The 21,693-nt window shown below is 69.9% G+C and carries 18 protein-coding genes and 4 pseudogenes; 10 read left to right on the top strand and 12 right to left on the bottom strand.

Annotation, left to right across the window (positions count from 1 at the left end; all coding sequences use genetic code 11):
- Window positions 1-162 precede the first annotated feature (162 nt).
- Window positions 163-786 carry a TetR/AcrR family transcriptional regulator gene (locus tag ACH4U8_RS43750; RefSeq protein ID WP_395784072.1) on the bottom strand — a complete coding sequence of 208 codons (624 nt, stop codon included), beginning with the start codon at window positions 784-786 and terminating at the stop codon, window positions 163-165.
- A 105-nt stretch (window positions 787-891) separates the two neighbouring features.
- On the opposite strand from ACH4U8_RS43750, the pseudogene ACH4U8_RS43755 reads away from it, so the two are divergent.
- Window positions 892-1,101 (top strand): annotated as a pseudogene (locus ACH4U8_RS43755) (type 1 glutamine amidotransferase domain-containing protein); the annotation flags it as partial.
- On the opposite strand, the pseudogene ACH4U8_RS43760 reads toward ACH4U8_RS43755, so the two are convergent.
- A pseudogene (locus ACH4U8_RS43760) lies at window positions 1,053-1,891 on the bottom strand (aldehyde dehydrogenase family protein); the annotation flags it as partial. The pseudogenes ACH4U8_RS43755 and ACH4U8_RS43760 sit on opposite strands and share 49 nt — an antisense overlap.
- Window positions 1,892-2,315: 424 nt before the next feature.
- Between ACH4U8_RS43760 and ACH4U8_RS43765 the strand changes: the two are divergent.
- A complete protein-coding gene (locus ACH4U8_RS43765) occupies window positions 2,316-3,758 on the top strand; it encodes an erythromycin esterase family protein (RefSeq protein ID WP_395784074.1) in 1,443 nt (480 codons plus the stop codon).
- A gap of 1,081 nt (window positions 3,759-4,839) precedes the next feature.
- On the opposite strand, the gene ACH4U8_RS43770 is transcribed toward ACH4U8_RS43765, so the two are convergent.
- The 3 genes from ACH4U8_RS43770 to ACH4U8_RS43780 form a co-directional block, all read right to left on the bottom strand.
- Window positions 4,840-5,391 (bottom strand): GNAT family N-acetyltransferase, encoded by a 552-nt coding sequence (locus tag ACH4U8_RS43770; RefSeq protein ID WP_395784076.1) that lies wholly within the window; start codon window positions 5,389-5,391, stop codon window positions 4,840-4,842.
- Window positions 5,392-6,502: 1,111 nt separating this feature from the next.
- The gene (locus ACH4U8_RS43775) at window positions 6,503-7,015 is read right to left on the bottom strand and encodes an RICIN domain-containing protein (protein WP_395784078.1); all 513 of its coding nucleotides are present in this window, start codon (window positions 7,013-7,015) and stop codon (window positions 6,503-6,505) included.
- Window positions 7,016-7,307: 292 nt separating this feature from the next.
- Window positions 7,308-7,664: a hypothetical protein gene (locus ACH4U8_RS43780; protein ID WP_395784080.1), complete on the bottom strand. Its 357-nt coding sequence runs from the start codon at window positions 7,662-7,664 to the stop codon at window positions 7,308-7,310.
- A gap of 6 nt (window positions 7,665-7,670) precedes the next feature.
- On the opposite strand from ACH4U8_RS43780, the gene ACH4U8_RS43785 reads away from it, so the two are divergent.
- Window positions 7,671-8,156 carry a hypothetical protein gene (locus ACH4U8_RS43785; protein ID WP_395784082.1) on the top strand — a complete coding sequence of 162 codons (486 nt, stop codon included), beginning with the start codon at window positions 7,671-7,673 and terminating at the stop codon, window positions 8,154-8,156.
- Here the strand turns inward: ACH4U8_RS43785 and ACH4U8_RS43790 are convergent.
- The 6 genes and pseudogenes from ACH4U8_RS43790 to ACH4U8_RS43815 form a co-directional block, all read right to left on the bottom strand.
- Window positions 8,149-9,341 (bottom strand): annotated as a pseudogene (locus ACH4U8_RS43790) (IS110 family transposase). The gene ACH4U8_RS43785 and the pseudogene ACH4U8_RS43790 sit on opposite strands and share 8 nt — an antisense overlap.
- 1,544 nt (window positions 9,342-10,885) lie before the next feature.
- Window positions 10,886-11,155, bottom strand: a complete 270-nt coding sequence (locus ACH4U8_RS43795; protein WP_395784084.1) for a hypothetical protein — start codon at window positions 11,153-11,155, stop codon at window positions 10,886-10,888.
- 191 nt (window positions 11,156-11,346) lie between these two features.
- Window positions 11,347-11,718: pseudogene (locus ACH4U8_RS43800) on the bottom strand (TniB family NTP-binding protein); the annotation flags it as partial.
- Between the two features lie 203 nt (window positions 11,719-11,921).
- Window positions 11,922-12,071 carry a hypothetical protein gene (locus ACH4U8_RS43805; protein WP_395784086.1) on the bottom strand — a complete coding sequence of 50 codons (150 nt, stop codon included), beginning with the start codon at window positions 12,069-12,071 and terminating at the stop codon, window positions 11,922-11,924.
- 607 nt (window positions 12,072-12,678) lie between these two features.
- The gene (locus ACH4U8_RS43810) at window positions 12,679-13,077 is read right to left on the bottom strand and encodes a helicase associated domain-containing protein (protein WP_395784088.1); all 399 of its coding nucleotides are present in this window, start codon (window positions 13,075-13,077) and stop codon (window positions 12,679-12,681) included.
- A gap of 597 nt (window positions 13,078-13,674) precedes the next feature.
- Window positions 13,675-14,946, bottom strand: a complete 1,272-nt coding sequence (locus ACH4U8_RS43815; protein ID WP_395784090.1) for an alpha-L-fucosidase — start codon at window positions 14,944-14,946, stop codon at window positions 13,675-13,677.
- 131 nt (window positions 14,947-15,077) lie between these two features.
- On the opposite strand from ACH4U8_RS43815, the gene ACH4U8_RS43820 reads away from it, so the two are divergent.
- The 6 genes from ACH4U8_RS43820 to ACH4U8_RS43845 all read left to right on the top strand — a co-directional run bounded on the left by ACH4U8_RS43820 (window position 15,078) and on the right by ACH4U8_RS43845 (window position 19,112).
- A complete protein-coding gene (locus ACH4U8_RS43820) occupies window positions 15,078-15,866 on the top strand; it encodes a helix-turn-helix transcriptional regulator (protein WP_395784092.1) in 789 nt (262 codons plus the stop codon).
- Window positions 15,867-16,121: 255 nt separating this feature from the next.
- A complete protein-coding gene (locus ACH4U8_RS43825; protein ID WP_395784094.1) occupies window positions 16,122-16,976 on the top strand; it encodes an IS5 family transposase in 855 nt (284 codons plus the stop codon).
- The gene (locus tag ACH4U8_RS43830; protein ID WP_395784096.1) at window positions 16,973-18,058 is read left to right on the top strand and encodes a hypothetical protein; all 1,086 of its coding nucleotides are present in this window, start codon (window positions 16,973-16,975) and stop codon (window positions 18,056-18,058) included. Before ACH4U8_RS43825 ends, ACH4U8_RS43830 begins: the two co-directional genes overlap by 4 nt.
- Window positions 18,059-18,156: 98 nt before the next feature.
- Window positions 18,157-18,360, top strand: coding sequence for a hypothetical protein (locus tag ACH4U8_RS43835; protein ID WP_395784098.1), 204 nt, complete (start codon window positions 18,157-18,159; stop codon window positions 18,358-18,360).
- Window positions 18,361-18,507: 147 nt separating this feature from the next.
- Window positions 18,508-18,969, top strand: a complete 462-nt coding sequence (locus ACH4U8_RS43840) for a hypothetical protein (protein ID WP_395784100.1) — start codon at window positions 18,508-18,510, stop codon at window positions 18,967-18,969.
- A 5-nt stretch (window positions 18,970-18,974) separates the two neighbouring features.
- Window positions 18,975-19,112 (top strand): hypothetical protein, encoded by a 138-nt coding sequence (locus ACH4U8_RS43845; protein ID WP_395784102.1) that lies wholly within the window; start codon window positions 18,975-18,977, stop codon window positions 19,110-19,112.
- Between the two features lie 260 nt (window positions 19,113-19,372).
- Here the strand turns inward: ACH4U8_RS43845 and ACH4U8_RS43850 are convergent, their stop codons facing one another.
- A complete protein-coding gene (locus ACH4U8_RS43850; RefSeq protein WP_395784104.1) occupies window positions 19,373-20,311 on the bottom strand; it encodes a hypothetical protein in 939 nt (312 codons plus the stop codon).
- Between the two features lie 484 nt (window positions 20,312-20,795).
- On the opposite strand from ACH4U8_RS43850, the gene ACH4U8_RS43855 reads away from it, so the two are divergent.
- Window positions 20,796-21,398 carry a GNAT family N-acetyltransferase gene (locus ACH4U8_RS43855; RefSeq protein ID WP_395784106.1) on the top strand — a complete coding sequence of 201 codons (603 nt, stop codon included), beginning with the start codon at window positions 20,796-20,798 and terminating at the stop codon, window positions 21,396-21,398.
- Window positions 21,399-21,693 lie beyond the last annotated feature (295 nt).

The raw sequence follows: 21,693 nt of genomic DNA on the forward strand, positions 1-21,693 counted from the left end.
GACCCCCGCGCGCAGGTCGATCGTCGTGCTGCCCTCGGAAGGTTCGCGTGATGGCGCAGAGTCCGTTCGCGGGCGTGCCGTGCCCGGTAGTGGCCGTGCACGACATGCCCGGCGAGTTCTTCCGTGGGGCGGTCCCGGTGAGCGTTTCGGTTGCCGGACCAGCTAGGCCGTTGCCGGCTTGAGCGGCGTCGCCGGCGTCCGGGTCGTGGCCGGGATGGCGGCGAACAGTGCGTGGACGGTGGTGCGGACGTGGTCGGCGACGAGGTCCGGGGTGGACGCGTCGAGTTTGCCGTCGAGGTGCAGGAAGGCCAGGCCGTGGACGAGGGCCCACACCACGGTCGAGAGCGCTTCCGAGTCGCCGTGGGGGAAGGCCGCGCGGGCGATGCCGCGTACGTATTCCTTGATGGCGGCGGTCGCGTCGACCCGGTCCTCGTTGGTGGGGTCGCAGGGTTCGGCGAACATCACCCGGAACAGTGCGGGGTGTCGGAGCGCGAAGCGAACGTAGGTGACGGCGACGTCGGCGAGTTCATCGGGGGTCGCCGGTGAAGGGTGCGTGGTGGCGAGTTGTTCGGTGAGCTCGCGGCAACCCTCGGCGGCCACCGCGGACAGCAGGGCCTCGCGGTCCGCGTAGTGGCGGTACGGGGCGCCGGTCGACACGCCGGCCCGACGGGCCACCGCCCGCAGGGACAGGGCGGCGCTGCCGTCCTCCTCCAGCAGGTCCCGCGCGGCGTTCAGACAGGCCGTACGCAGATCGCCGTGGTGGTACGAACCGCTTGCTTGTGGCACAGGTCAGGCTCCCTCGTGTATGCACTGCTTACATCATTGCTCTAATGTGAGCAGTGCATACATTGTAGGGGTTTTGGGATCGAGAGGAGGACGCGGATGATCAGCGAGTTGCTCGCGGTCGATCCGGTCTCGGGGGCGCTGCTCACCCGCGTGCCGGCCTCCGGCAAGCCCCTCGCGTTGCCGTGCCACGCGCCTGTCGCAGCGTTCGCGGCACCGAGCGCCGACGGATCGTGGCCGTGCGCCGGGTATCGGATGACCGGCCTGTCCAACGTCGAGGAGAAGTTCAACGGCTTCGGCCGCAAGGCCCGTTGGCTGCCGACGGTCGCTCCTTTGGCGACGGCGTCGTCGATGTGCGCGGTGACGGTGGTCGGTTGGGACGCGGTGGTGAGGCTGCCGACGGCGATGCCGTAGTCGTACGAGGCGCCGATCCTCAGTTTCTCGGTGCGGGCGACGAACGCGGCGACGAACCGGTCGCGGACGGACTCGGCCACGTACCGGCGCTCGATGGAGACGCAGAGTTGGCCGGCCGAGGGGAAGCACCCGGCGACGGCGCCCTCGGCCGCCTTGTCGATGTCGGCGTCGTCGAGGACGATCATGGCGTTCTTGCCGCCGAGTTCGAGGGACGCGCCGATCAGGCGTGCGCCGGCGTCGCCGGCGATCCGGCGTCCGCTTGCGGTGGAGCCGGTGAACATCATGTAGTCGGCGTTGTCCATGAGCGCGCCGCCGATGGAGCCGGGGCTGCCGACGACCATCTGCCACACGTCGGTGGGCAGGCCGGCCTCGTGCATCAGGTCGAGCGCCCACAGCGCGGTGAGTGCGGTCTGGGTGTCGGGCTTCTGGACCACGGTGTTGCCGGCCATCAGTGCCGGAATGGCGTCGCCGGCGGCCATGCTGAGCGGGTAGTTCCAGGGGGAGGTGACGGTGACGACGCCTTGGGATGGCGTAGTTCGGTGGTGTGGGTGAGCAGGGGGATCGCGCCGCGGCGGCGCTTGGGCTTGAGGAGCCTCGCGGCGTTGCGGGCGTAGTAGCGAGAGGTGACGGCGATGTCGGCCACCTCCAGGAACGCGTCGCGGCGGGTCTTGCCGCTTTCGGCCTGCATGAGATCGGCCCCGCGCAGGCGGGGATGGTGCCTACACCGGCGAACGGGGATGGTCCCAAGGCGATCGACGGCGTGATCGACTGGATCCGGTCGGCCCCGCGAACGCGGGGATGGTCCCCACACATCCCGGAAGTCGTCTTCCCCGTCGACATCGGCCCCGCGCACATGGGGATGTTCCCTGAAGCTCAGTCGAGTGGTTGTTTCGCCACCCGTCGGCCCCGCGAGCGCGGGGATGTTCCTGGATTGGATCGGGTGTCACTTTGAAATCACGTTGCGGGGGAGCGCGGCGCCGGGTGGCCCGTCCTCGGTGGCCGTCGTCGCCTGCGGTTCCGGATGGTGTGGGTACTGGGGGTGTCGCATCGAGTGGTACTGGAGTCCTGGACCTCGCGAACGAGGCGCCGAGCGTGGTTGGTTGCCTAGCGTCTGGGTCATGGGATCACACCTTTTGCAATCGTCCGGGAACACCGACATCCCGGTGGCCACTCGCCGTTGTGGGCCGAGGTCGGGGCGGCTGAGCCGAATCCTGTTTCCGGTCCTGCCGTTGCTGTGCCTGGCGGCGGCCGTCTCGGGGACGCCGGCTCAGGCCGCGCCGGCCTCTTCGGCGGTGTCCGCGGGCTCCTCCTCGTCGCAGGAGGATCCCGCGCGCGCCTTGGCGCGTACCGCGCACCCGCTGGGCAGCACCGTCCCGGGCGGCTCCGACGCGGATCTGCGGGCGTTCGACAAGATGATCCGCGGCGCGGACGTGGTCGGCGTGGGCGAGGCGACGCACGGGTCGAGCGAGTTCTACACCGTCAAACACCGCCTCTTCCGGCACCTGGTGGAGCGCCAAGGCTTCCGGAGCCTCGCCCTGGAGATCCAGTGGAGCGCCGGGGTGCGCCTGGACGAGTGGGTCCGCCACGGCGGGGGCGACCTGGACACGATCATGGACGAGGAGTTCCAGGCCGGCGGCGGCCTGTGGAACACCATCGAGACCCGGGACCTGTTCCGGTGGATACGAGCCTGGAACCTGCGCCACCCCCAGAGCCCCGTCCGTGTCGTCGGGGACGGCCCCGAGTTCGTCGGGCCCGCCCTGTTCGACACCGTCACGTCCCACGTCGCCCGCACCCGTCCGGACCTGCTGTCCGAGGTCCGGCGGCTGTACCGCGAGTCCCGACCCACGGCCTCCATGGAGGAAACCTTCAACGCGCGCCTGGCCCTGCCCCTCGCCGACCGCGTACGCATGCGCGAGGACACCCGGCGCGTCCTGTCCCTCCTGGAGCACCGTCCCGCGGGCATCCCCGCCAAGGAACACGACCTCATGCTCCAACACGCCCGGGCCATCGCCCAGAACGCCACCCTGTTCGGGTTCGACATCGCCAACGACGCCGCCGCCGCGTTGACGTACCGCGACCGGGTCATGGCCGACAACACCGCCTGGTGGCAGCGGCACACCGGCACCAAGGTGTTCCTCTCCGCCCACAATTCCCACGTCGCCGGCGAGAGCGCGGTACCCGAGAGCCGGCCGAAGACGCAGGGGCAATTCCTGCGCGAACGGCTCGGAAAGCGCTACGTCAACGCCGGGTTCACCTTCGGCCGAGGATCCTTCAACGCCATCGACCCCACCGCTTCCGGCACGACCTGGCGCCGCGTCGACATCGGCCCCACCGGCGAGGGCAGCGGGGAGAACACCCTGGAGAAGGTGTCCGGACACGATTGGTACCTCGACACGCGCACCGCGGCCCCCGGTACCGCCCGCAACTGGCTCACCACCCCCCACCCCATCCGGAACATCGGCGCCTCCTGGCCCGTCGACGCATACGAGAACACCCGGCTGCGCTCCACCTACGACATCGTGATCCATCTCCACCACATCAGCGCCTCGCACCGGCGCTGATCCACCGCCGGATGCCGGGACCCATCGTCCCGTCCACCCCGCGGTCCGGTGCCGACGCTCACGCCGAACAGCCCCGGGCCGGGAACCGTGCCCGTCCGCGACGCCGGTCCCCGCCCGGCGAGCCCGTCGAGGCCGCAGGCACAACGGGTGCGCATCCCGACAGCTCCCGCTGTCGGCGCCGGCGCGTCGTCGTGATCGGCGGCACCGACGTCAACGACGGTGAGACGTGTTTCGCCGCCATGCCACGTCTGCGCCCGGTGGCCTCGACTCGAGGTCACCGGGCCGGGCGGACGGATGGTGACGCGTGGGGAACCGCGCAGACATGTCGGCGCGTGGTCCAGCAGGGTCACCGTCGAGTCGACGATCGACAGGATCGCCTGGGCTTGGGCCGTCACCAGCGGAATCTCCGTACAGGCGGCGACCGCCACCTCGGCTCCGTCGCCGTGGAGCCGTGGCGGTGGGTGCTTTGCCCGTTCCGAGGAAGTGCGGGATGCCTCCGGTACCTGCCGATGCCGCCATGCCATCGAGGGCCGAGGCGGTGCCGATCCTTACGTTCCCCGGTCGGCCCGGATCGATCACCGCTTGAGAGGCATCGAGAGGATCATCGGGTGAACTACCTTGGTGTCGACCGGGGTTCACCTCGCCGCGGACGACGCGTAGGTGACAAGATGCAACCGAACGAAAATGCTGTTCCCCGCTGGTGGCACCCCAGGTTATCCAGTGTCGGCCCCGCGAACGCGGGAGGATCTGCGCGCAGGCTCGAGCGCCGGTCGCAATCGTCCCGTAAGCGGCTCGCGGTCGGTCGAGCGGCCTGGTCGAGTCCGGCGGCGGTCAGGTCCTGCTCGCGCAGCGGGGTGAAGTCGACGTCGACCATGATGCCGGTGGCTTCGCGGTCGGTGAGAGGGACTCGTCGGGTCAAGGTCGGCGACAGCGATCGTGCCGGGCCGGTCACCGTCACGTCGGCCCGGTGGACGGACCGGGAAGTTGTCGGCGGCGGATCCTGGTTCGGGCAGGGGTAGTTCGAGCGTTGTTGCGCCGGAAGGGGTCTCCGGTTCAACGGAGGCGCGCCAATGGACTTCGGTCAGCCGTTGCTCCCGTCGAGCATCTCGGTGGTGATCGCCCAACGCTCATGGTCTTTCCAGGCACCATTCATGAACTGGAAGTTCGGCGACAGCCCTTCCAGACGGAACCCCACCCGCCTCACCACGTTCGACGAGGCCACGTTCCCGGGCTGGATGTTGGCTTCGAGACGGTGCAGCCCCAGCTCGCCGAACGCAAACCGCACCACCAACCGCAGCCCCTCGGTCACATAGCCGCGGCCCGTGGTGGATGCGAAGGCCACATAGCCGAGAGTCCCACTCTGGAGGGATCCCCTGACGATGTTGTTGATGTTGACGCCCCCGACGATGCTGCCCGAGCTCCGCAGACAGAGCACCAGACCCTCGTGCGTGGGCGCTTCGCACCGGGCCACGAAACTCTCGAACGCCTCCGGCGTCGACTCTCCCGCCGGAACCCATGGATGGTGCAGGTCGACGCTTTCACGCGCGAGTACGGCCAGTTCCTCCCGATCCTGGCGACGAACACGTCGGACGCCTATTCGGGTCCCTTCCGCAACAAAGGATGCCGGCGACATCCCGTGATCATCTCAAGAAGGGATCCGGGATCGGAAACAGGTTCTTGTACCTGTTTGCGATCGCCTCGTCGTCGTGGCCCCACCCGATCGGTGACTCACGCCGAACCGGTCGGACACGTGCCCCTCGAACGGCTCCGCACCTGCACACCACGGACAAGAAGGGGTCGCCGTGGTACTCGCTGAGAATCGGGCGGATATGACTGGCGCCGACCTGCGGGCCCTTACACGTGATCTGCGCGGAGGGCGTGGACCCGGCTCTCGTATTCGCGGCGAGCCTTGCGCTGGGCGGGTACTGCGGTGGCGCTGTCGAGGGGGCGGCAGCGGGTCAGGAGCGCGCGGTGGATCGTGGGTGCGGCGTGGGCCGCCCTTGCGCACCCGCCAGCCCTCGCCCTCGGGAGCGAGCTGGGCGACGGAGCTGACGTAGGCGGCGTCGGGAAGGTTCGCCGGCAGTCCGCCCGGGCCGTGCCGGGCCTCGGCGGTGGCGAAGTGCGGGCCGACCTACGAGCCGAGGCCGACAAGCAGACCGGCCACGCCGCCCGCTACCGAGGTCGTCGGCCTACGCGAGGAGTCCTCACTGCGCGAGCGTTTCAGCCCGGAACGGGAGAACACCGAGACAAAGGCCCGCTCCGACCAGACCGGCATCAACGCCCGCGTCACCCGCGACGCCCGCACCCACAAAGCGGCCCAGCTCGCCGACGCAGCGGAAGCGACCAGGGCCAAGAACCAGAGCCAGCAGCGGCCGTATCGCTTCCAGGGCCCCACCCCGGCAGCGGTATGAGGCGCTGACCCTCTACCCGGCTCGCACCCGTACGACCCGTCAGATCCACCCGAAGGAAGAAGCCACCCCGCGCTCCGGCCTGAAGTGAGCCACGAGGTGTCCGTCGCGCGCAGACAGCCCGGAAGCCCAAACCGGGACGGCTTGGAACCACCTGCACCCCTGCGGGAGCGGCCGGGCAAAAACGACGGCGGGGCCGACACCAAGCCTGAGGTATCGGCCCCGCCGCTGTGGGTCAGTGCTCGTTGCCCTGCTGACCGACATGTGCTTGTGGTGCGGCGCGGCGCCTGCCGTGCGGTCGGTCGGTACCCGCACCTCGGTCTTCGACGGCTGGGGTCAGTACGCCAGCCGCCATGCGCGGGACGGGTCGGTGTCGCAGTTGTAGATGACGGTGGCCGTGTTGTTGGTACCGCCACCGCCGGCAGGGCTCAGACACTTGCCACTGCTGTAATTCACCAGGTAGGTGCCGCTGAAGTACCACAATCGCGACGGGTGGGTGTCGCAGTTGTAGATGACGGTGGCCGTGTTGTTGGTACCGCCACCGCCGGCAGGGCTCAGACACTTGCCACTGTTGATGTTGAGGACCTGCCAGGTGTTGTTGCCCTTGTTGATCATGTACCACTGGCGGGACGGGTCGGTGTCGCAGTTGTAGATGACGGTGGCCGTGTTGTTGGCACCGCCACCGCCGGCAGGGCTCAGACACTTGCCACTGTTGATGTTGTACAGGAACGAGCCGAGTCCGGTCTGTGCCCGGCCGGCGGCCGAGGCGGCGGGTGCCGAGAAGAGCGCGCTACCGATCATGGTTGCCGTCGCGATGGCGACAAAGGCCTTGCGGGAGATCCCTGCCACGATTTGTGCTCCTTCTGATCGAAAGAAGAGAAGAGCCGGAGTAGCGCGAGAAGCGTCGCAGAACACAGGGAGCAAACACACCGCTCTTCACCAAGAAAACACATACGGGTACATGATCCGCGCCGACGCGCGAGGACCAGAGAGCCCCGGAGGATGGCGCGCAATCCCGGGGTCCCGGTAGGAACGGAACGGAGAACCGGCGTTGGTGTCGGAACATCTGACAGCGCGGGTGGGGTCGGGCTCGCCGACCGGCATGAGCGAGCTTGTGGGGCCCGGGGCCGGTCGGTGGTGACTACTTTGGTGGGTCGGGGAGTTGTGTCGTTGTCTCGTCGTGCTCGCGGAGCATGCGCATGACGGTCGCGGGTGAGGGGTGCCGGCCTTCCTTCTTTCCGGTGGTGATGACGAGTCGGGCGGCGATGTCGCGCAGGCTCATCTCCCGGTCGCGCAGGTGCAGGGCCATGGACAGCGTGTGGTCGTCGGCGACGCCGGCCCCGCCGATGGTCCTGCCGCGCCTGCGGGCGAACTCCTGCCCTTCGAGGGTGCGGTCGCGGATGTGGGTGGTTGTTGATTGTGGGGTGGTGTGGGGGGTGCCCCTATGGGTTTCGTCAAGGGAAATCGGGCTGCGTTCGGGTGGGGAGCCGGGCAGCATTGCGGTGTGCCCGATCTGCTGTGGGATGACGTGAAGTGCTTCTTCGACCCCGACCTGATGGGATCCCTTCCGGACATGCGTGTCCCCGACGCCTCGGTGGAGGACTGGCAGACGGTCCTTGATCTTGTCGAGGCGAGAGGCTGGAAGTGCAGGTACTCCGAAGGCGAGACGGTGCTGCCGGTGCCCCGGGCGAAGGCCGTGTTGTCCCGCCCGCGTGGCGCCGAGTGTCCGAACCTGCGGGTCTGGCCGGCGGCCGGTGTGTTGGCGATCTTCCGTTTCCGCGACCACGACGAAATCGACTTCGACGTCGACCTGCGGGAGTTGCAGGGCCAGGAGCGACTCGATGCGTTCTGCGGATTCCTGCGGGAGATCGGGCGGGGTTTGGGCAAGCCCGTGCTGATGGACCCGGAGGGCGACCACGGCCATGCGGTGCTCGGATTCGAGGTCGAGGCCGACCGGGTCGTCCTCCTGATCGAGCCGCCGCTCAGGTGACCGCCGCGGGCCGGGGTTCGTAGAAGGTGCCGTCTCTGAGCATGGCGAAGAGGACGTCGGCTCTTCGGCGGGCGAGGCAGAGGAGGGCTTGCGTGTGGTGTTTCCCCTGGGCCGTCTTCTTGTCGTAGTAGGCCCGGGAGGCGGGGTCGTTCAGTGCGGCGAACGCGGAGAGGAAGAACGCTGCTTGTTGCCTCTCCGGGAGGGTTGTTCGCCGCGGATCGACGATCCCGAGCTCCTGGTCGCCGGGGCCAGGCCCGCGTAGGCGGCGAGGTGGGCGGCGGAGGGGAAGCGGCTGCCGTCGCCGACGTCGATGAGGATCCGGGCTCCGGTCCTGACGCCGACGCCGGGCATCGAGGTCAGGACCTTGCAAAGAGGGTGGGCCTCCAGGAGTTCCTCGATCCTGGCGGCGAGGACTTTGCGCTGGTCCAGGACGGCGGTGAGCGAGCCGGCGAGGCTGGGGACGATGAGCGCGGCCGCGTCGGTGCCGGGGACGACCACGGTCTGTTCGTCGAGTGCGGCGAAGATGTCGTCGACCAGGCGTTCGGCCATGCGTGGGGCCTTGGGTCGTATGAGGTTCACGAGGCGTCTGCGTCCGGCCTTGCGGATCAGGGCAGGGGACCCGAATCGCTGCAACAGCGCGCGAACGCCGGGGTGTTGGACGCGTGGGCCCAGCACACGTTCCAGGTGGGGGTGGATCTGGGTGAGCAGGCCGCGCAGCCGGTTGGAGACCCGCGTGGCCTCGCCGGCGAGGTCGTCGTCGAAGCCGACGATCATCTCCAGCTCGGCGATCGCCTCGTCGGCGGCCTCGATCGCCCGCAGGGTGTGGGGCATCGAGCGGGCGGCGTCGGCGATGACGAACGCGTCGCGGGCGTCGGTCTTGGCCTCGCCGGGGTAGAGGTCGGCGATCCGCCGCATGGTCAATCCGGGCAGGTAGGCGACTTCGCAGCCCATGTCCCGGGCCACCGCGAGGGGTAGGGCGCCGATGGAGGCGGGCTGGTCGACGACCACGAGCACGCTTCCGTGTTTCGTGGCGAGTTTGGCGAACACCTCGCGCAGCTTGGGTTCGCTGTTGGGCGTTCGCTTGTCGAGGACCTTCTTCCCGGCCGGTGTCAGCGCGGTGGCGTGGTGTTCGCCCTTGCCGACGTCCAGGCCGAGGAAGACGTCGACGTCGCCGATGTCGATCACGTGCTTCCTCCGGTCGTTCCCTGCCCGGCCGTCCCACGGCACCGATCGCCACATCCACATTACGAAGAGCCTCCCGACCTGCGGACAAGCCGGTGGTCATGCCCCTGATCAGCGGTCTGTCGATGCCTTCGGGATCGGTGACACGACCCCCCTGGCCATGCGTTCAACAGGGGGAGACAGTCATGCCGATCCCGAAGGTCGGGAGCCCCGTTGCGGGGCCACCAAAAAGGTAATGGGGTGTGGGGTGGGGTTTCGTGGTTGTGTCGGGATGGTTTTCGGGCGTAGGGCTGGTGGGGTGGGTTTCGGGTGCGGGGGTGGGTGTTCGGGTATGGCCCGGCGGGGTGTGTGGGCTGGGGTTTTCTCATTTCCGTTGGGTTTCGCGGGTGTTGTGGGATGCGTTGAGATTTTGTGCAAGGGTTGGGGATGCCATAGGCGGCAGGGTCTGGGGCCCGTTTCGGGTGGTCGCGGGGATCGGCCGGGTGGGGTTTTCGGGGTCGGGTGTGGTGGCGGATCCAGGACCACAGGAGGTCGTCGGGTCCGGGCGTGAGGCGGCCGAGTCCGAGTGTGTGGGCGACGTGTTCGAGGAATGTGGTCACGGCCGGGTGCCGGTCGGGTCGGGGTGTCGCCGGTAGGCGCGTACGAGCGAGGGCGCGGGCGAGGGTGACCGTTTCGAGATGGATGATCACGGGCCGGGCGGTGGGTTCCCAGGAACTGCCGTCCGTGGCCGTGTGGTCTCGGTCGAAGGCGCCCAGGCGGTGTCCTCGCGCCCGCCACCGGCCGGTGAGATACAGCTCGTGGTCGTTGCCGGCGCGTGACGATCGCCTGTGCCCACGTGTAGGCGTTGTTCGCGTTCGGCCGGCGCAGGAGCCGCCGGTGGCTTTTGTACACGTCGGCGAGTTCGGGCAGGCCCCGGGTGTCCGGGAGCCGCGGTCGGGGCCCGTCGGTGCTCCAACACGCGTGCCGCGGGCACCACACGCGGTGGGCGGGCAGGTACGCCCGTGCCCGCGCGGTGGCGCCGCGGGTGTGGCGCAGGGTGCACCACGGACACGCCCACGAGGGTTGTTCGTACGGGCCTGGGCGGTGCGACGAGGCGATGCCGGCCCCGGTCGCCCCGACAGTTGCCCCGACGGTGTCCGGTGTTCGGGCCGGGTTCCGATCCCGGGGCCGTGCGAGGTGGGGGAGGGCTCGCGCGAGGTGGTGGTGGGGGACTCGGGTGAGGACGGCGAGTCGGTGCCACGCGGCGTCGTCGAGGTGGATCTCGGTCGTGTCCATCTCGCCGGCGCCTCGCGTGCCGATGGTGGCGATGCCGATGCCGTCCGGCAACTCGGGCACGCTCTGCCGGTACACCCCGGCGTCGCGGCCGACCCAGGAGGCGGTGGACTCGTGGGGCAGGGGAGCCACACGAAACGCGCCCGCTCGTGTGCCGGTCCGATCCCGCAGCGCGGGTTCGGCGGCCCGGTGCCGAGGGTTCGCGTCGTCGTGTGTTGCACGCCCTCCGGACCCCGACCCCGCTCTCGGGACCAGGAGGCCGGTTCCGGTCGCCTTCACGTGCCCAGCCGGTGTGTACGGCTGCCGGTGCGGACGCGCCCGGTGACTCGAGGCCGGTAGTGGTCTTCGGCGGTGTGGTCCAGGACGATCGCGTCGAGGCCGCCTCTGGTGATCTTCTCGGTGCCGTCGAGGATCGCTGCGATCGCGGCCTGGCGGAGCAGACGGGCCAGGCTGCCGATGCATCCGCCGGTGCGGGCGCGGAGATACGACCCCAGCCGGGGCAGTGTCCCCGCGCGGTGTTCCCGCAGGTCCAGACACGCCTCCATCGCCGCGACCAGATCACGGAACGGCGCCCGCCCGCCCCGCCGCCCAGGGGGACCGGCCCGCAGTCGACGACCGTGGCGCGCTCGGCGAGTTGCGCCCCCCGCACACCACCGAACAACGGAGTCGCCGGCACGTCGATGCCCGCGAACACGAACGTCGCCCCGATGCGCTCCGTCAGATCCTTCAACAGGTCGACGGCCTCCGCCCCCGTCGTGGTGCGTGGGTCGAGGCGGTGGATCTCGTCGATCGCGACCAGCCTCACCCCCGCCTCGCGATAGGTGTGGCACACCGCATCGACGGTCTGCGCCTGGGTCATGCGGGCCGCGACGGGGACTCCGAGGAACTGGGCGAACCCCCCGGCCGGGGCCTTCGCGCTCGCTCCGGGCGGGACCAGGACGTACGCCACCGGCACCCACCCCTCCACCCCCCGGCCGCGTCGGGCGGCCTCGGCGAGGTGGCACGCCCGACCCACCCGCAACAGCGCGGTGGTCTTAACCGTGGTCGGCGGTCCGGTGACGATCACACACGGCCGCGCGCCCGTGTCCTGGTGGCGGCCCAGGATCATCAGGGTGCGCACCGTCCGCGAGATCGCGTCGATCGTCGGGGTGCGCACGACCGCGAACCGCGAGTGATACGCCAGGCGTTCCTCCACCCCGCGCTCGACCCCACCCGCTGCGGGCGGTGCGACGGGCGGCCGGTCGACGAAGTCCCGGAAGCCGTCCCACGTCGCCGGCGACGGCCACCGGCCCTCGACCGCCTCCGTGCCGGTCACCACAGTTCGGCCTCGGCGTGCGCGTCGTACAACCCGAACCCGCCCGCTCCTCCGGACGCCCCACCCGGCCCCGTCTCCGACTCGGAGTCCGCGTCCTCGTCGAGGAACCCGCCGCCGCCGTCGTCGAGGTCGTCCGGACCCTCCACACCGGCACCGGCACCGGCACCTTCGGCTGCCGCCGCGCCCGGTGCCCGCCCCGGGAAGGCGAATCCCGTAACGCTCTCCGAGTTCGCGGCATGCCCCTCACGTCCCGCGACCGCCTGCCCCACGGCACGGTGTGAGTTCTCGGGTTTCTTTGTGGTCCCGGGTGTGATCCCGGGGTTCGGTCGGACGGATCCGTGTCGTCCGTCGTGTCGTTCGACCTGCGGGGATCGCTGAGTGTCCGGTTCCGGTCGGGGACCTGCGGCGCTGCGACATGCGGTTCCGTGGTCCGGCTGGAATGCCGGATGTATCGCGGGAATCCTTATGGATTTTCTTGTGTCGCGCGGGCCGGGCCGTGCGCCGCCGCGGTGCGGCGCGGTGTTTCGGGACCGCGACACCGGCCGGGATCCGACGGTGCCCGGGCGACGCCGGCCGACGAGGCGCCTCACACCGGGGCCGTATCTGAAAGCCGCCGACGCCCGGCCCGAACGATCGCCGGGTCGGCCGGCACCGCGTGATCGCGCCCGGACAAGCCCGAGGCGTCGACCGGTCACAGGTCGACGCCTCGCACCCGACCTCACCTCACGCACCCGACCTCACCTCACACCCGCCTCACGTCCACCTCATGTCGAGGGCGTCGAGTGCGGCGATGCGTTCGGTCGGGGGTTTCGCCTTCCTGCTCCTGGTGATGGTCACCCACACCCCGAGCCGCACGTCCTCTGCCCATCCGTCGAACGCGGTGACGGTTTCGACGTGCCCGCGCGGTACTTGCAGGTGCCCGACCCGGGCCCGGTACGCCTTCGCCGCGCTCAACGCGATCGTGAACGCCTGCTCGCGCGTGCGCTTCGGCCGAGGCCCCTCCGGCAAGGCCGGCACCGCCCCGGCCTCGGCCGCGGTGTCGACCAACGTGGGCGCCGTCGGCCCCAACGCGAGCAGCCGCTCGCGCCGCGCGGCGTTCAGCCCGTCCCACCCCGACCGCTGCACACTGCTGAACAACGCGGTCGCCACCACGTCGTTGCCCGCCTACACGAATGTCGCCCCGATGCGTTCGGTGAGGTCTCTTCGACGGGTCGGCGGTCTCCGCGCCGGTGGTGGTTCGCGGGTTGAGGCGGTGGATTTCATCGATGAGGACCAACCGGACGCCGGCCCGGTGGTAGGTGTGGCAGACGGCCTCGGTGATCTGGGCCTGTGTCATCCGGGCCGTGATGGGGACGCCGAGGTAGCGGGCGAATTCGGCGGCGAGGGCCTTGGCGGTCGCGCCGGGAAGCGGGTCCCCAAGCCGCTACGCGGTTTGCGAGTGAAAGCGAGCCGCGTTGCGGATCGAGAAGGAAGGAAAGGCATCCCGCGTTGCGGGAGGCTGCCGACGCGGTTGAAGGATCCGCGCGCGACACCGCGCCGGCGACGACCTCGCCCGACGTCGGCCGCGACACTGCTTCCCCGGACCGTGCCCCGACGACCCCGGAGACCGCAACGGCCGCGCGCCCGCGCCCGGCGCAACCCGGTCGCGGCGGTGGAGAAATGGGTACCGCTTCGCCGCTCGGGACAGGTGAGAGATGGCCACGCGTACGGAAGCAGGCCCAATGAAAGCGTCTCCCGACAGGCCGGCGGTCAGTCTCGTCCTCGGCCCCGGTAGAGGTCGAGTTCGCCGTCGAGTTCGACGGCGAGGACCGTCGCGTATTCGTCCTGATCCCTTGCCGCGGGGGCGTTGATCCAGGTGATGCCGGGAACCTCGCCCAGGCCGCCGGTGACGTGGTGGTTCAGTTCCGTGCCGGTGCCCACTACGGTCACCCGCTTGACCGGGGTGCGCAGCCCTTTGAGGGCGAGGTGCTCGCGAGGGGCGCCGTAGCAGACCAGGTGGACGGTTCGCCGGTCGAAGGAGAGGGTGCTGGGCCCGTAGTGGTGCCCGGGCGGCAGGCCGGCACCGGTGCCGTGGACGGCCGCGTGATGGCGGGTGATCCACGCGCCGAGGCCCTCCAATCGGGCCGACTGCTCGGTGGTGATGCGGCCGTCGGCCGTCGGGCCGACGTCGAGCAGCAGGTTGCCTCCCATGCCGATGGTCTCGGTGAAGTAGCGGACGAGTTGGCGCACGCTCTTGTGGTTGTGGTCGGTGTGCCGGTGGCCCCAGGAGTCGTTGATCGTCAGGCACAACTCCCAGGGGCCCGTGGGTGCCCGGAGGGGAATGCCCTGTTCGGGGGTGGCGTAGTCGCCGCGGGAGAGCATCCGGGCGTTGAGGATGGTGTCCGGGTTCTCGGCGAGGATCATGTCGGCGAGCGCGTCCGTGCGCCACTGCTGCTCGGTGCGCTCCCATTCGCCGTCGAACCAGAGCAGGTCGGGCCGGTAGCGCCGCATCAGTTCGCCGACCTGGCCGTCGCGGTAGGCGAGGTAGCGAAGCCAGGCGGCGGGGTCTTCGCGGCCGTCGGCGGGCTCGACCAGCTTGTTGCCCGGGATGTACGCGTGGGACGGGTCGGGGTGGATCACGCTGGCGTAGTCGGGGTGGTTCCAGTCGGAGTGGGAGTAGTACAGGCCGACCTTCAGGTCCTCGCCGCGCAGGGCGTCGACGAATCCCCGTACGAGATCTCGGCCTGCGGGGGTGCGCCTGGCGACGTCGAGCTCGCCGTGCTCGCTGTCCCAGAGGGCGACGCCGTCGTGGTGGCGCGCGGTGAGGACGGCGTAGCGCGCGCCGGCGCGCTTGAACAGCGCGGCCCACGCCTGGGGGTCGTAGCGGGCGGCCGTGAAGCCGTCGAGCTGCGCCAGGTAGCGCTCGCGGCTGACGGTCCCGTCGCACATGGCCCAGGATTCCGGGACGCCGTCGACGGCGTAGATCCCGTAGTGGACGAAAATGCCGAGCTTGGCATCGGTGAACCAGGACTGCATGGGCATGGTGTGCTCCTCGAGAAAGGCGTCGGGAGGTGGGAAGGCGTCCGGCGCGGGTGGTCGCTGATGTGAACAGTAGAACCGGGTAGGTGCTTCTGACATGGGTCAAGTTCACCGAGTACTGGTAATTTCTCACCATGGTCGAGACTTCGGCGAAGCATGCCGCCCACCTGGACTCACCTCCGCGCGTGGCGCAGGTCGGGGTGGGAGTGCACGGGCTGGGGATCGAGCGTGAGGTCTTCCGGCTGCCCGGACTGTGGCAACTGCACCTGTACCGTTACAGCGCCGAGTTGATCGTCGACGGGGTGGCCCACGAGGTCCGCCCGGGCTGTGCGAGCCTCGCTCCACCCGGCGTGATGGTGGAGTTCCGGTACCGGGGCCGCTCGGAGCATCTGTACGCGCACTTCGAGCTCGGAACCACCGGTACGCCTCACCGAGTACCGACCGTGCTGGACTGCGGCGCGGAGGCGCCACGTTTGTGGGACGCACTGCTGAGGGCCGTGGCGTGGCATCCGACGACCCCATCGCGCGCCGCCGCAGAGGTGTGGACGGTGCTGTGGTCGCTGGCGGCGAGCGAGGTGTCACGGGCGGAGGAGCGCCACCCGGCGCTGGCCGCGGCGCTGGCCCACATCGAGGTGAACATGGCGGGTCCGCTGACGGTGCCGCTCATCGCCCGGGCCGCGGGGGTTTCGCACAACCAACTCACCCGCCTGTTTCGCGCGGCCTTCGCCGAGACCGTGGTCGCCTATCTGCGGCGGCGTCGCCTCCAGGTCGCCGCGCACTTGTTGCGACACTCGACTCTGGCGATCCCGGCCGTCGCATCGCAGGTGGGAATTCCTGATCTGCAGGCCTTCAACAAGGCATGCAGACGCGAACTCGGCGCTTCGCCACGCGCCGTCCGTGCGGGGCGCAACGACGAACACTGACTCGGCGACGCGACGAGTCGTGGTGCGGACGGACGTGGGCGGACGGGAACGACTCATGGCCGTCCGGGCCGGAGCTGCGAGAGGTTTGACCTGGGCGTTTCGCGGTTTCGTTGAGAATGCTCGGGTGTGTGGCACATAGCCTGTGCGTCTAAGAGGACGTCAAGTCCCGTTCCTGATGATGTGGTGTCGCCCGTTCGTGGGTGATGGGACTGTTTCACGCTCGCGTGATGTCGTGTGCATGGTGGGGTCGCGGGCATGGAACGGATGCCGTACGCAACCGACTTGTCGGACGAGCAGTGGGCGTTGATCGAGCCGCCGGCCACCGCGTGGAAGCAGGAGCGGGTGGCGCGGTCGGCGACCGGCGACCCGGGCTCCTGCGACCTGCGCGAGGTTGTGAACGCGCTGCTCCACCAGAACCGGACGGGCTGTCGGTGGCGGCTCCCGCCACACGACCTCCCGGCCTGGTCGGCGGTGTTCTACTACTGCACGCTGTGGCGCCGGGACGGCCTCGACCAGCGGATCCAGGAGATCCTGCGCTGCCGGGTGCGGGAGCGGTCCAGACGGTTGGAGGACCCGTCCCTGGTGATCATCGACACCCGGTCCGTCCGTGTGGCGGCCGGGGTGCCGAAGGAGACGACGGGCCTGGACGCGAACAAGAAGACACCCGGCAGGAAGCGGGGGCTCGCCGTCGACGTGCCGGGCCCGATCATCGGTGTCGTGATCCTCGCCGCGAGCGCGCACGACAACGAGGCCGGCATCGCCCTGCCGGACCAGGCGGCCGAACGATGCGGGATGCGTCTGGAAAAGGTCCTGGTCGACCGGGGATTCAAAGATGCCGTGATCGTCCACGGGGCGGTGAAGGACATCACCGTCGAGGTGGTCCGACGCAACCCCGACGACGCAGGCAAGGGCTTCGTCCCGCAACCGAAGCGGTGGGTGGTCGAGCAGGTCAACGGCACCCTCATGCCGCACCGGCGCCTCGCCCGCGACTACGACCACCGACCCGACAACGCGGCCTCCCGCGTCTACCGGGCCTCCACCGCCGGCGTGCTCCGACGCCTCACCGCTCCTACCCCCACTTGGCGGGACGACGTGGATCTGGCAGCGTGAACGTCGCCGAACTCCTGCGGCTGCTGCAGACGGAACACGATGGGACCGCAGCACACGCCGACGACGAACTCGTGGTGGACCCGGACAACGGCGTCGTCTACGTCACCCGGTTCGGTTCCGGCGTCGGTCGGGCCAGAGTCGTCAGCGATTACGTGCTGCCGCTCACTGCCGAACGCGTGAGCGTACTCGACGCCTACGAGGAGGAGTTCGGGCGCTCGCGCGCCGCGTACGCGGCCGTGGGCGCGAACGCCGAGGCCGCCGCCGTCCTGCGCGCCGGCGGCTGGACGGCGCAGCGGCTGTGCGGGGTCCGCGACGAGCTGTTCGCGGTCGTCGACGCCGACGACGCCCGCGCGCTGCTCGGCCGCACCCCGGCCGAGTGGACGACGGCCGGCTGGCCGATGCAGGACGGCGACACGGTCCCCCCGGCTGCGGGGGATCCGCGCCGGCGGGCGACGGACGCCGCCCGGTTCGCCGACGCGGGCATCGACGCCCGCCGCGCGCACGAGCCCAAACTTCGCTGCGACAAGGGCCGCCGGCTCACCGCAACCGATGCGATCGCCCGTGACCTCGTCGTCCCCAACCACGCGGGTCGATGGGCCTCCACACTGCTCGACGGAGTGCGCAGCTGCGAGGCCCTGCGCGAGAAACTGGTCCATGCCCGCTCCGTCGAGACCGTCGAGCGCGAGGGATGGACGCAGGGGCCGTCGAACGAACGGAGGATCAACCTGGACGAGCACGGGTTCGCCTTGGCCGACGGATCCCACGTGTTGCCGTGGACCGTCCGCCGCTGGTTCGAGGACCCCAAGGTGTCGGAGTACCGGACCACCCACCTGTCCGAGGAATCCGCGCGTCACGCCTGGACGGAGGACCGGGACATGGCCGGCGACCCCGACGAAGACGACTGCCCCGGCCCGGACGTCGCCTACTGCGACAACTGCGGAGCCACCGCGCCCGACGACGAGGACGAGTTCCTGCGGTTCGACTGGATGGCGGCCAACTTCGGTCTCGTGTGCGGCACCCACTGCTACGAAGAGACGAGCAACGACTCGGGCGAGCACGCCCGACGTCACCACCAGTCGTGAGACCGGCTGCAGCGCACCCTCGCCGACTCCGTCATGTCCGGCCGCGTCGAGGACCACGACCGTCACATCGTCGGACTCCCTCGGGTGTGAAGGGCGCCATGCCCGGCGGCGCCCGCGTCGAAGCGGCACTGCACGCCGTGATGAGCGCCGGACTCCTGATCCGGCAGGCCGTCGACGGATTGCAACTGCCCGGTGTGCCGATCCTGCAGCGCGCCCAGAACGACCTCGCGCTCGCGGGCGGATACGTCGCCGCCACCTGGACGACGCAACAGCCCGAACGAGTCGACAGCCGCCTCGGGTAGCCCATCGGGGAGCGATGCCGTGACGGGACGACGCATTCCGCCGCGCCGTCATCGCGGGACTTCGCCAACCACCGGGCGGGCCGGGGCAGTCGGGTGGTTGACTGGCTTGGACCGGTCGTGACGGCGCGGACACAGGGGGTTCCCGCCATGGGAGTCGGCACCACGTATCTCACCAAGGCCCGACTCCGGGAACTCCTGGGGGTGAACACCTTCGGCCTGCGCCGGGTGCTGCGGCGGGAGGACTTCCCGGCGTCGACGAAGGACCGGCCCTCTCTCCGGAGCCGGTTCGAAGAGGACGACGACCCGGTGTGGAACGCGACCGAGGTGTACCGGTGGGCGGCGCACGACCGCGACTTCGGCCACCGCGGCGCTGTTTTGCTGCGCACCGACCCCGAGAACCCGGCCCCGGGCCGCTGGGCCGGCGCGCACGGCACCGCGCAGGGCCCGGCGACGGACCGGCACACCGACATCGGCACCATCCGCCTGGTCCACACCGCGACTTTGGGGCGGCGTCCGCCGCCGCGACCGCGGCCATCGAGTTCGAATCGCTGCAGGAAGCCGCACAGGAGTTGGCAGAGGACGTCGGCCCGCACGACGCGGCAGGCCTGAAGGCCTTGAGCGACACCCATCTGCGCGAACAACACGACGCCCGCGAGGAGCTGTTCGCGTTCGTCGACGAGCTGTGGGAGAACGCCAAGACCCGGCGGTGCGTCCCGCGTACGCAAGCCTCGCCGGACTGCGCGACATGGTGACCGCGCTGAGGGACAACGCCGCAGACCTTCTGACCGAGCGCGAGGTCTCATCGGCGTGAACGCCGGCCGGTGGCCGGGACGCGGCCGGCGCTCGTTCCCCGAAGTGTCGTCGTGTGTGGGGCCGATGCGGTTCACGTCAGGGTGACGCTCGTGCCGCCCTCGGCCCACCCTCGGTCATGGTGCACACCTCGTCGTTCCGGCCACGTTCCCACCGCTGCGGCGACCGCCGGCCGAGGCCGTGGGCCATGAGGCGGGTGGGGTCAGCCCGTGTGGCGTGCCGTGAGGTGGGTGAAGAACTCGTCGAGGAGCCTCGCGCCCTTGACCGCGTCCTGGAGTTCGCGGCCCCCGAATCGGTACACCTCGTAGCCGCGCAGGCGTAGTTGCCGGTCCTCGGCGACCATCCGCGCGTACAGACCGGTATCGGCCTGTCGGGTGCGGGGGTCGGCGTAGTGCCGGACGCCGTCGAGTTCGATCACGACCCGAGCCCGGTTGGGCAGGAGCAGCAGGAAGTCCATGCGTTGGCGGGTCAGGGCGGATGTACCCGGTCCGAGCTCGCGGGTGGTGCAGGGGTCGTAGTGCAGGTACACCTGCGGGATCAGGGCGGGGACGTCCGGCCCGAGGTCGACGTAGCGTTGCGCGTATCGGCGCAGGATCAGCTGCTCGGCGTCGTTGTCCAGGGATTTGGCCAGGCGACGGTACAGGCTCCGGGAGACCTCCTGGTCGCTGTGGTCCGTGAGTTGTTCGTGCTCCTTCCACCAGTCGGTGAGTGCGCGCCAGGTGAGTCCGGCGGCGTCCAGGGGCCTGTCGTAGACGAGGCAGTACCGCTCGTTGTCCACGACCGCCAAATCGTTGTTGATGGCGTCGCGAAGCACGATGCGGGGTTTGTCCGCGGCGAAGATGAGGTTCTTCAACTGCCCGGCCACGCCGACGGGTGCCACCCGGGATACGAGTTCCCTCAACTCCGGGGCGTCGTGCTCCTCGTCGATCCGAATCGCCAACGTGATCAACTCGGCCGGCGACTTCCCCGCCAAACGGCGGACCACGTAGGCCCGTTTGCTGGTGTAGGCGACGTCGTCCGGCGGGTCCGGCGGCTCCAGACCCAACTCGACGCAGACCTCCTCCACGACATCGGAGTTCATCCGATCTCGCAGCGCCTCGCCTATCGCCTCCCGCAGGACCCTCGCGGTGACCGTCGCCATCGCGCCCCCTTCGTCCGTCGCCACACCGGGAGACCCGGACCTACGGTTCGATATGTACCCCACGGGTCGATCGTCCGCGTGTACCGGCCGACCGATCGGTCGAAAACCTCGTCGAAGGCGCACCGTCCGCGAGACACCGCGGCGTGCTCGTTTTTGCTTCGTCCGCGGGCCGTCCGGTCCGCCGGTCCGTCCTCTGGGACGGCGTCGGCGGCGGTTTCCACGGCGCGGGCGAGGCGGCGATCCCGCTGATCAGCGCCGTGATCAGGTCGTCTCGGGTGGGGAAGCAGCTGTACAGACACCACACCCACGGCTTCGGTCGAGAACGGACGACGTCAAAGCCGCGGCCGAGACACTGCTGCGAGCCGAGGCCGTGGAACTCGCCCCGGATTCCAGCAGGGCCACTGTCCGGAAGAAACAGAGCACCCCTGTCACGCTCCCCTGGTCAACACGCGTTGGCACCTGGTGTCAGGATGGCTTGGTGAACATGGCACAGAACCACATAGCCCCTGTCGTGCGTCCCATCACCGACGCCGATATTCCCACCGCGGTCGATACCCTCGCCCGCGCCTTCGCCGACTACCCCTACACGCGACACGTGATCGCGGCGGACGATCACGAGGGGCGGATCCGGCGATTCCAGGAGCTGTGCCTGACCCACATCGGCATGGTGTACGGCCGAGTCTGGGTCGCCGACGAAGGCCGCGCCGTGGCTGTCTGGGCCGTTCCCGGCCAGGATTCCTCGCCCGCCTTCGCCGAGATCGGGCCGACCCTGGTCGAACTCGGCGGCGACCGGGCCGCTGCGGCCGCAGCCGCGGACACGGCCATTGCCCCGTACCGGCCCCAGGAGCCGGGATGGTTCCTGGAAACCGTGGCAACCGCCCCCGAGGCCCAGGGGCAGGGCCTGGGCAGTGCGGTGCTGATTCCCGGCATCCAGGAGGCCGAGCGCGCTGGGCACCCGGCGTTCCTGGAGACCTCCAGCGAGGCGAACGTGCGATTCTACGAGCGCCTCGGCTTCAAGGTCACAGCCGATGTCCAGCTCCCCGACAACGGCCCCCGCACATGGTGCATGCGCAGGGACCCGCACTGAGAACCCGCAGTGCGACCTTCGCCGGGGGGCGTGCTCAGAGCACCTCGTCCTCGTCCCTCCGGCGCATCCGGATCGCGCAACGGGCGCCGTCCGGATGCGCCGCCGGGCTCGAAGCCTCGGAGACCGAGACGGGCATGTGAAAGGACCTGCGCGCACCCCTCCCCGAGGCGCACGCCCACGGCCTGGACATCCGCCTGGCGACTGAGGTGCCCTTGATCTTCCGGACAGCGACCCGCGTAGGGTTGTAGGAAACCGGAAAGAGAAAGCACGTGCCAAAGAGATATACACAGCAGTT

It is taken from the genome of Embleya sp. NPDC020886 (assembly GCF_044333915.1).
Lineage (GTDB): Bacteria > Actinomycetota > Actinomycetes > Streptomycetales > Streptomycetaceae > Embleya.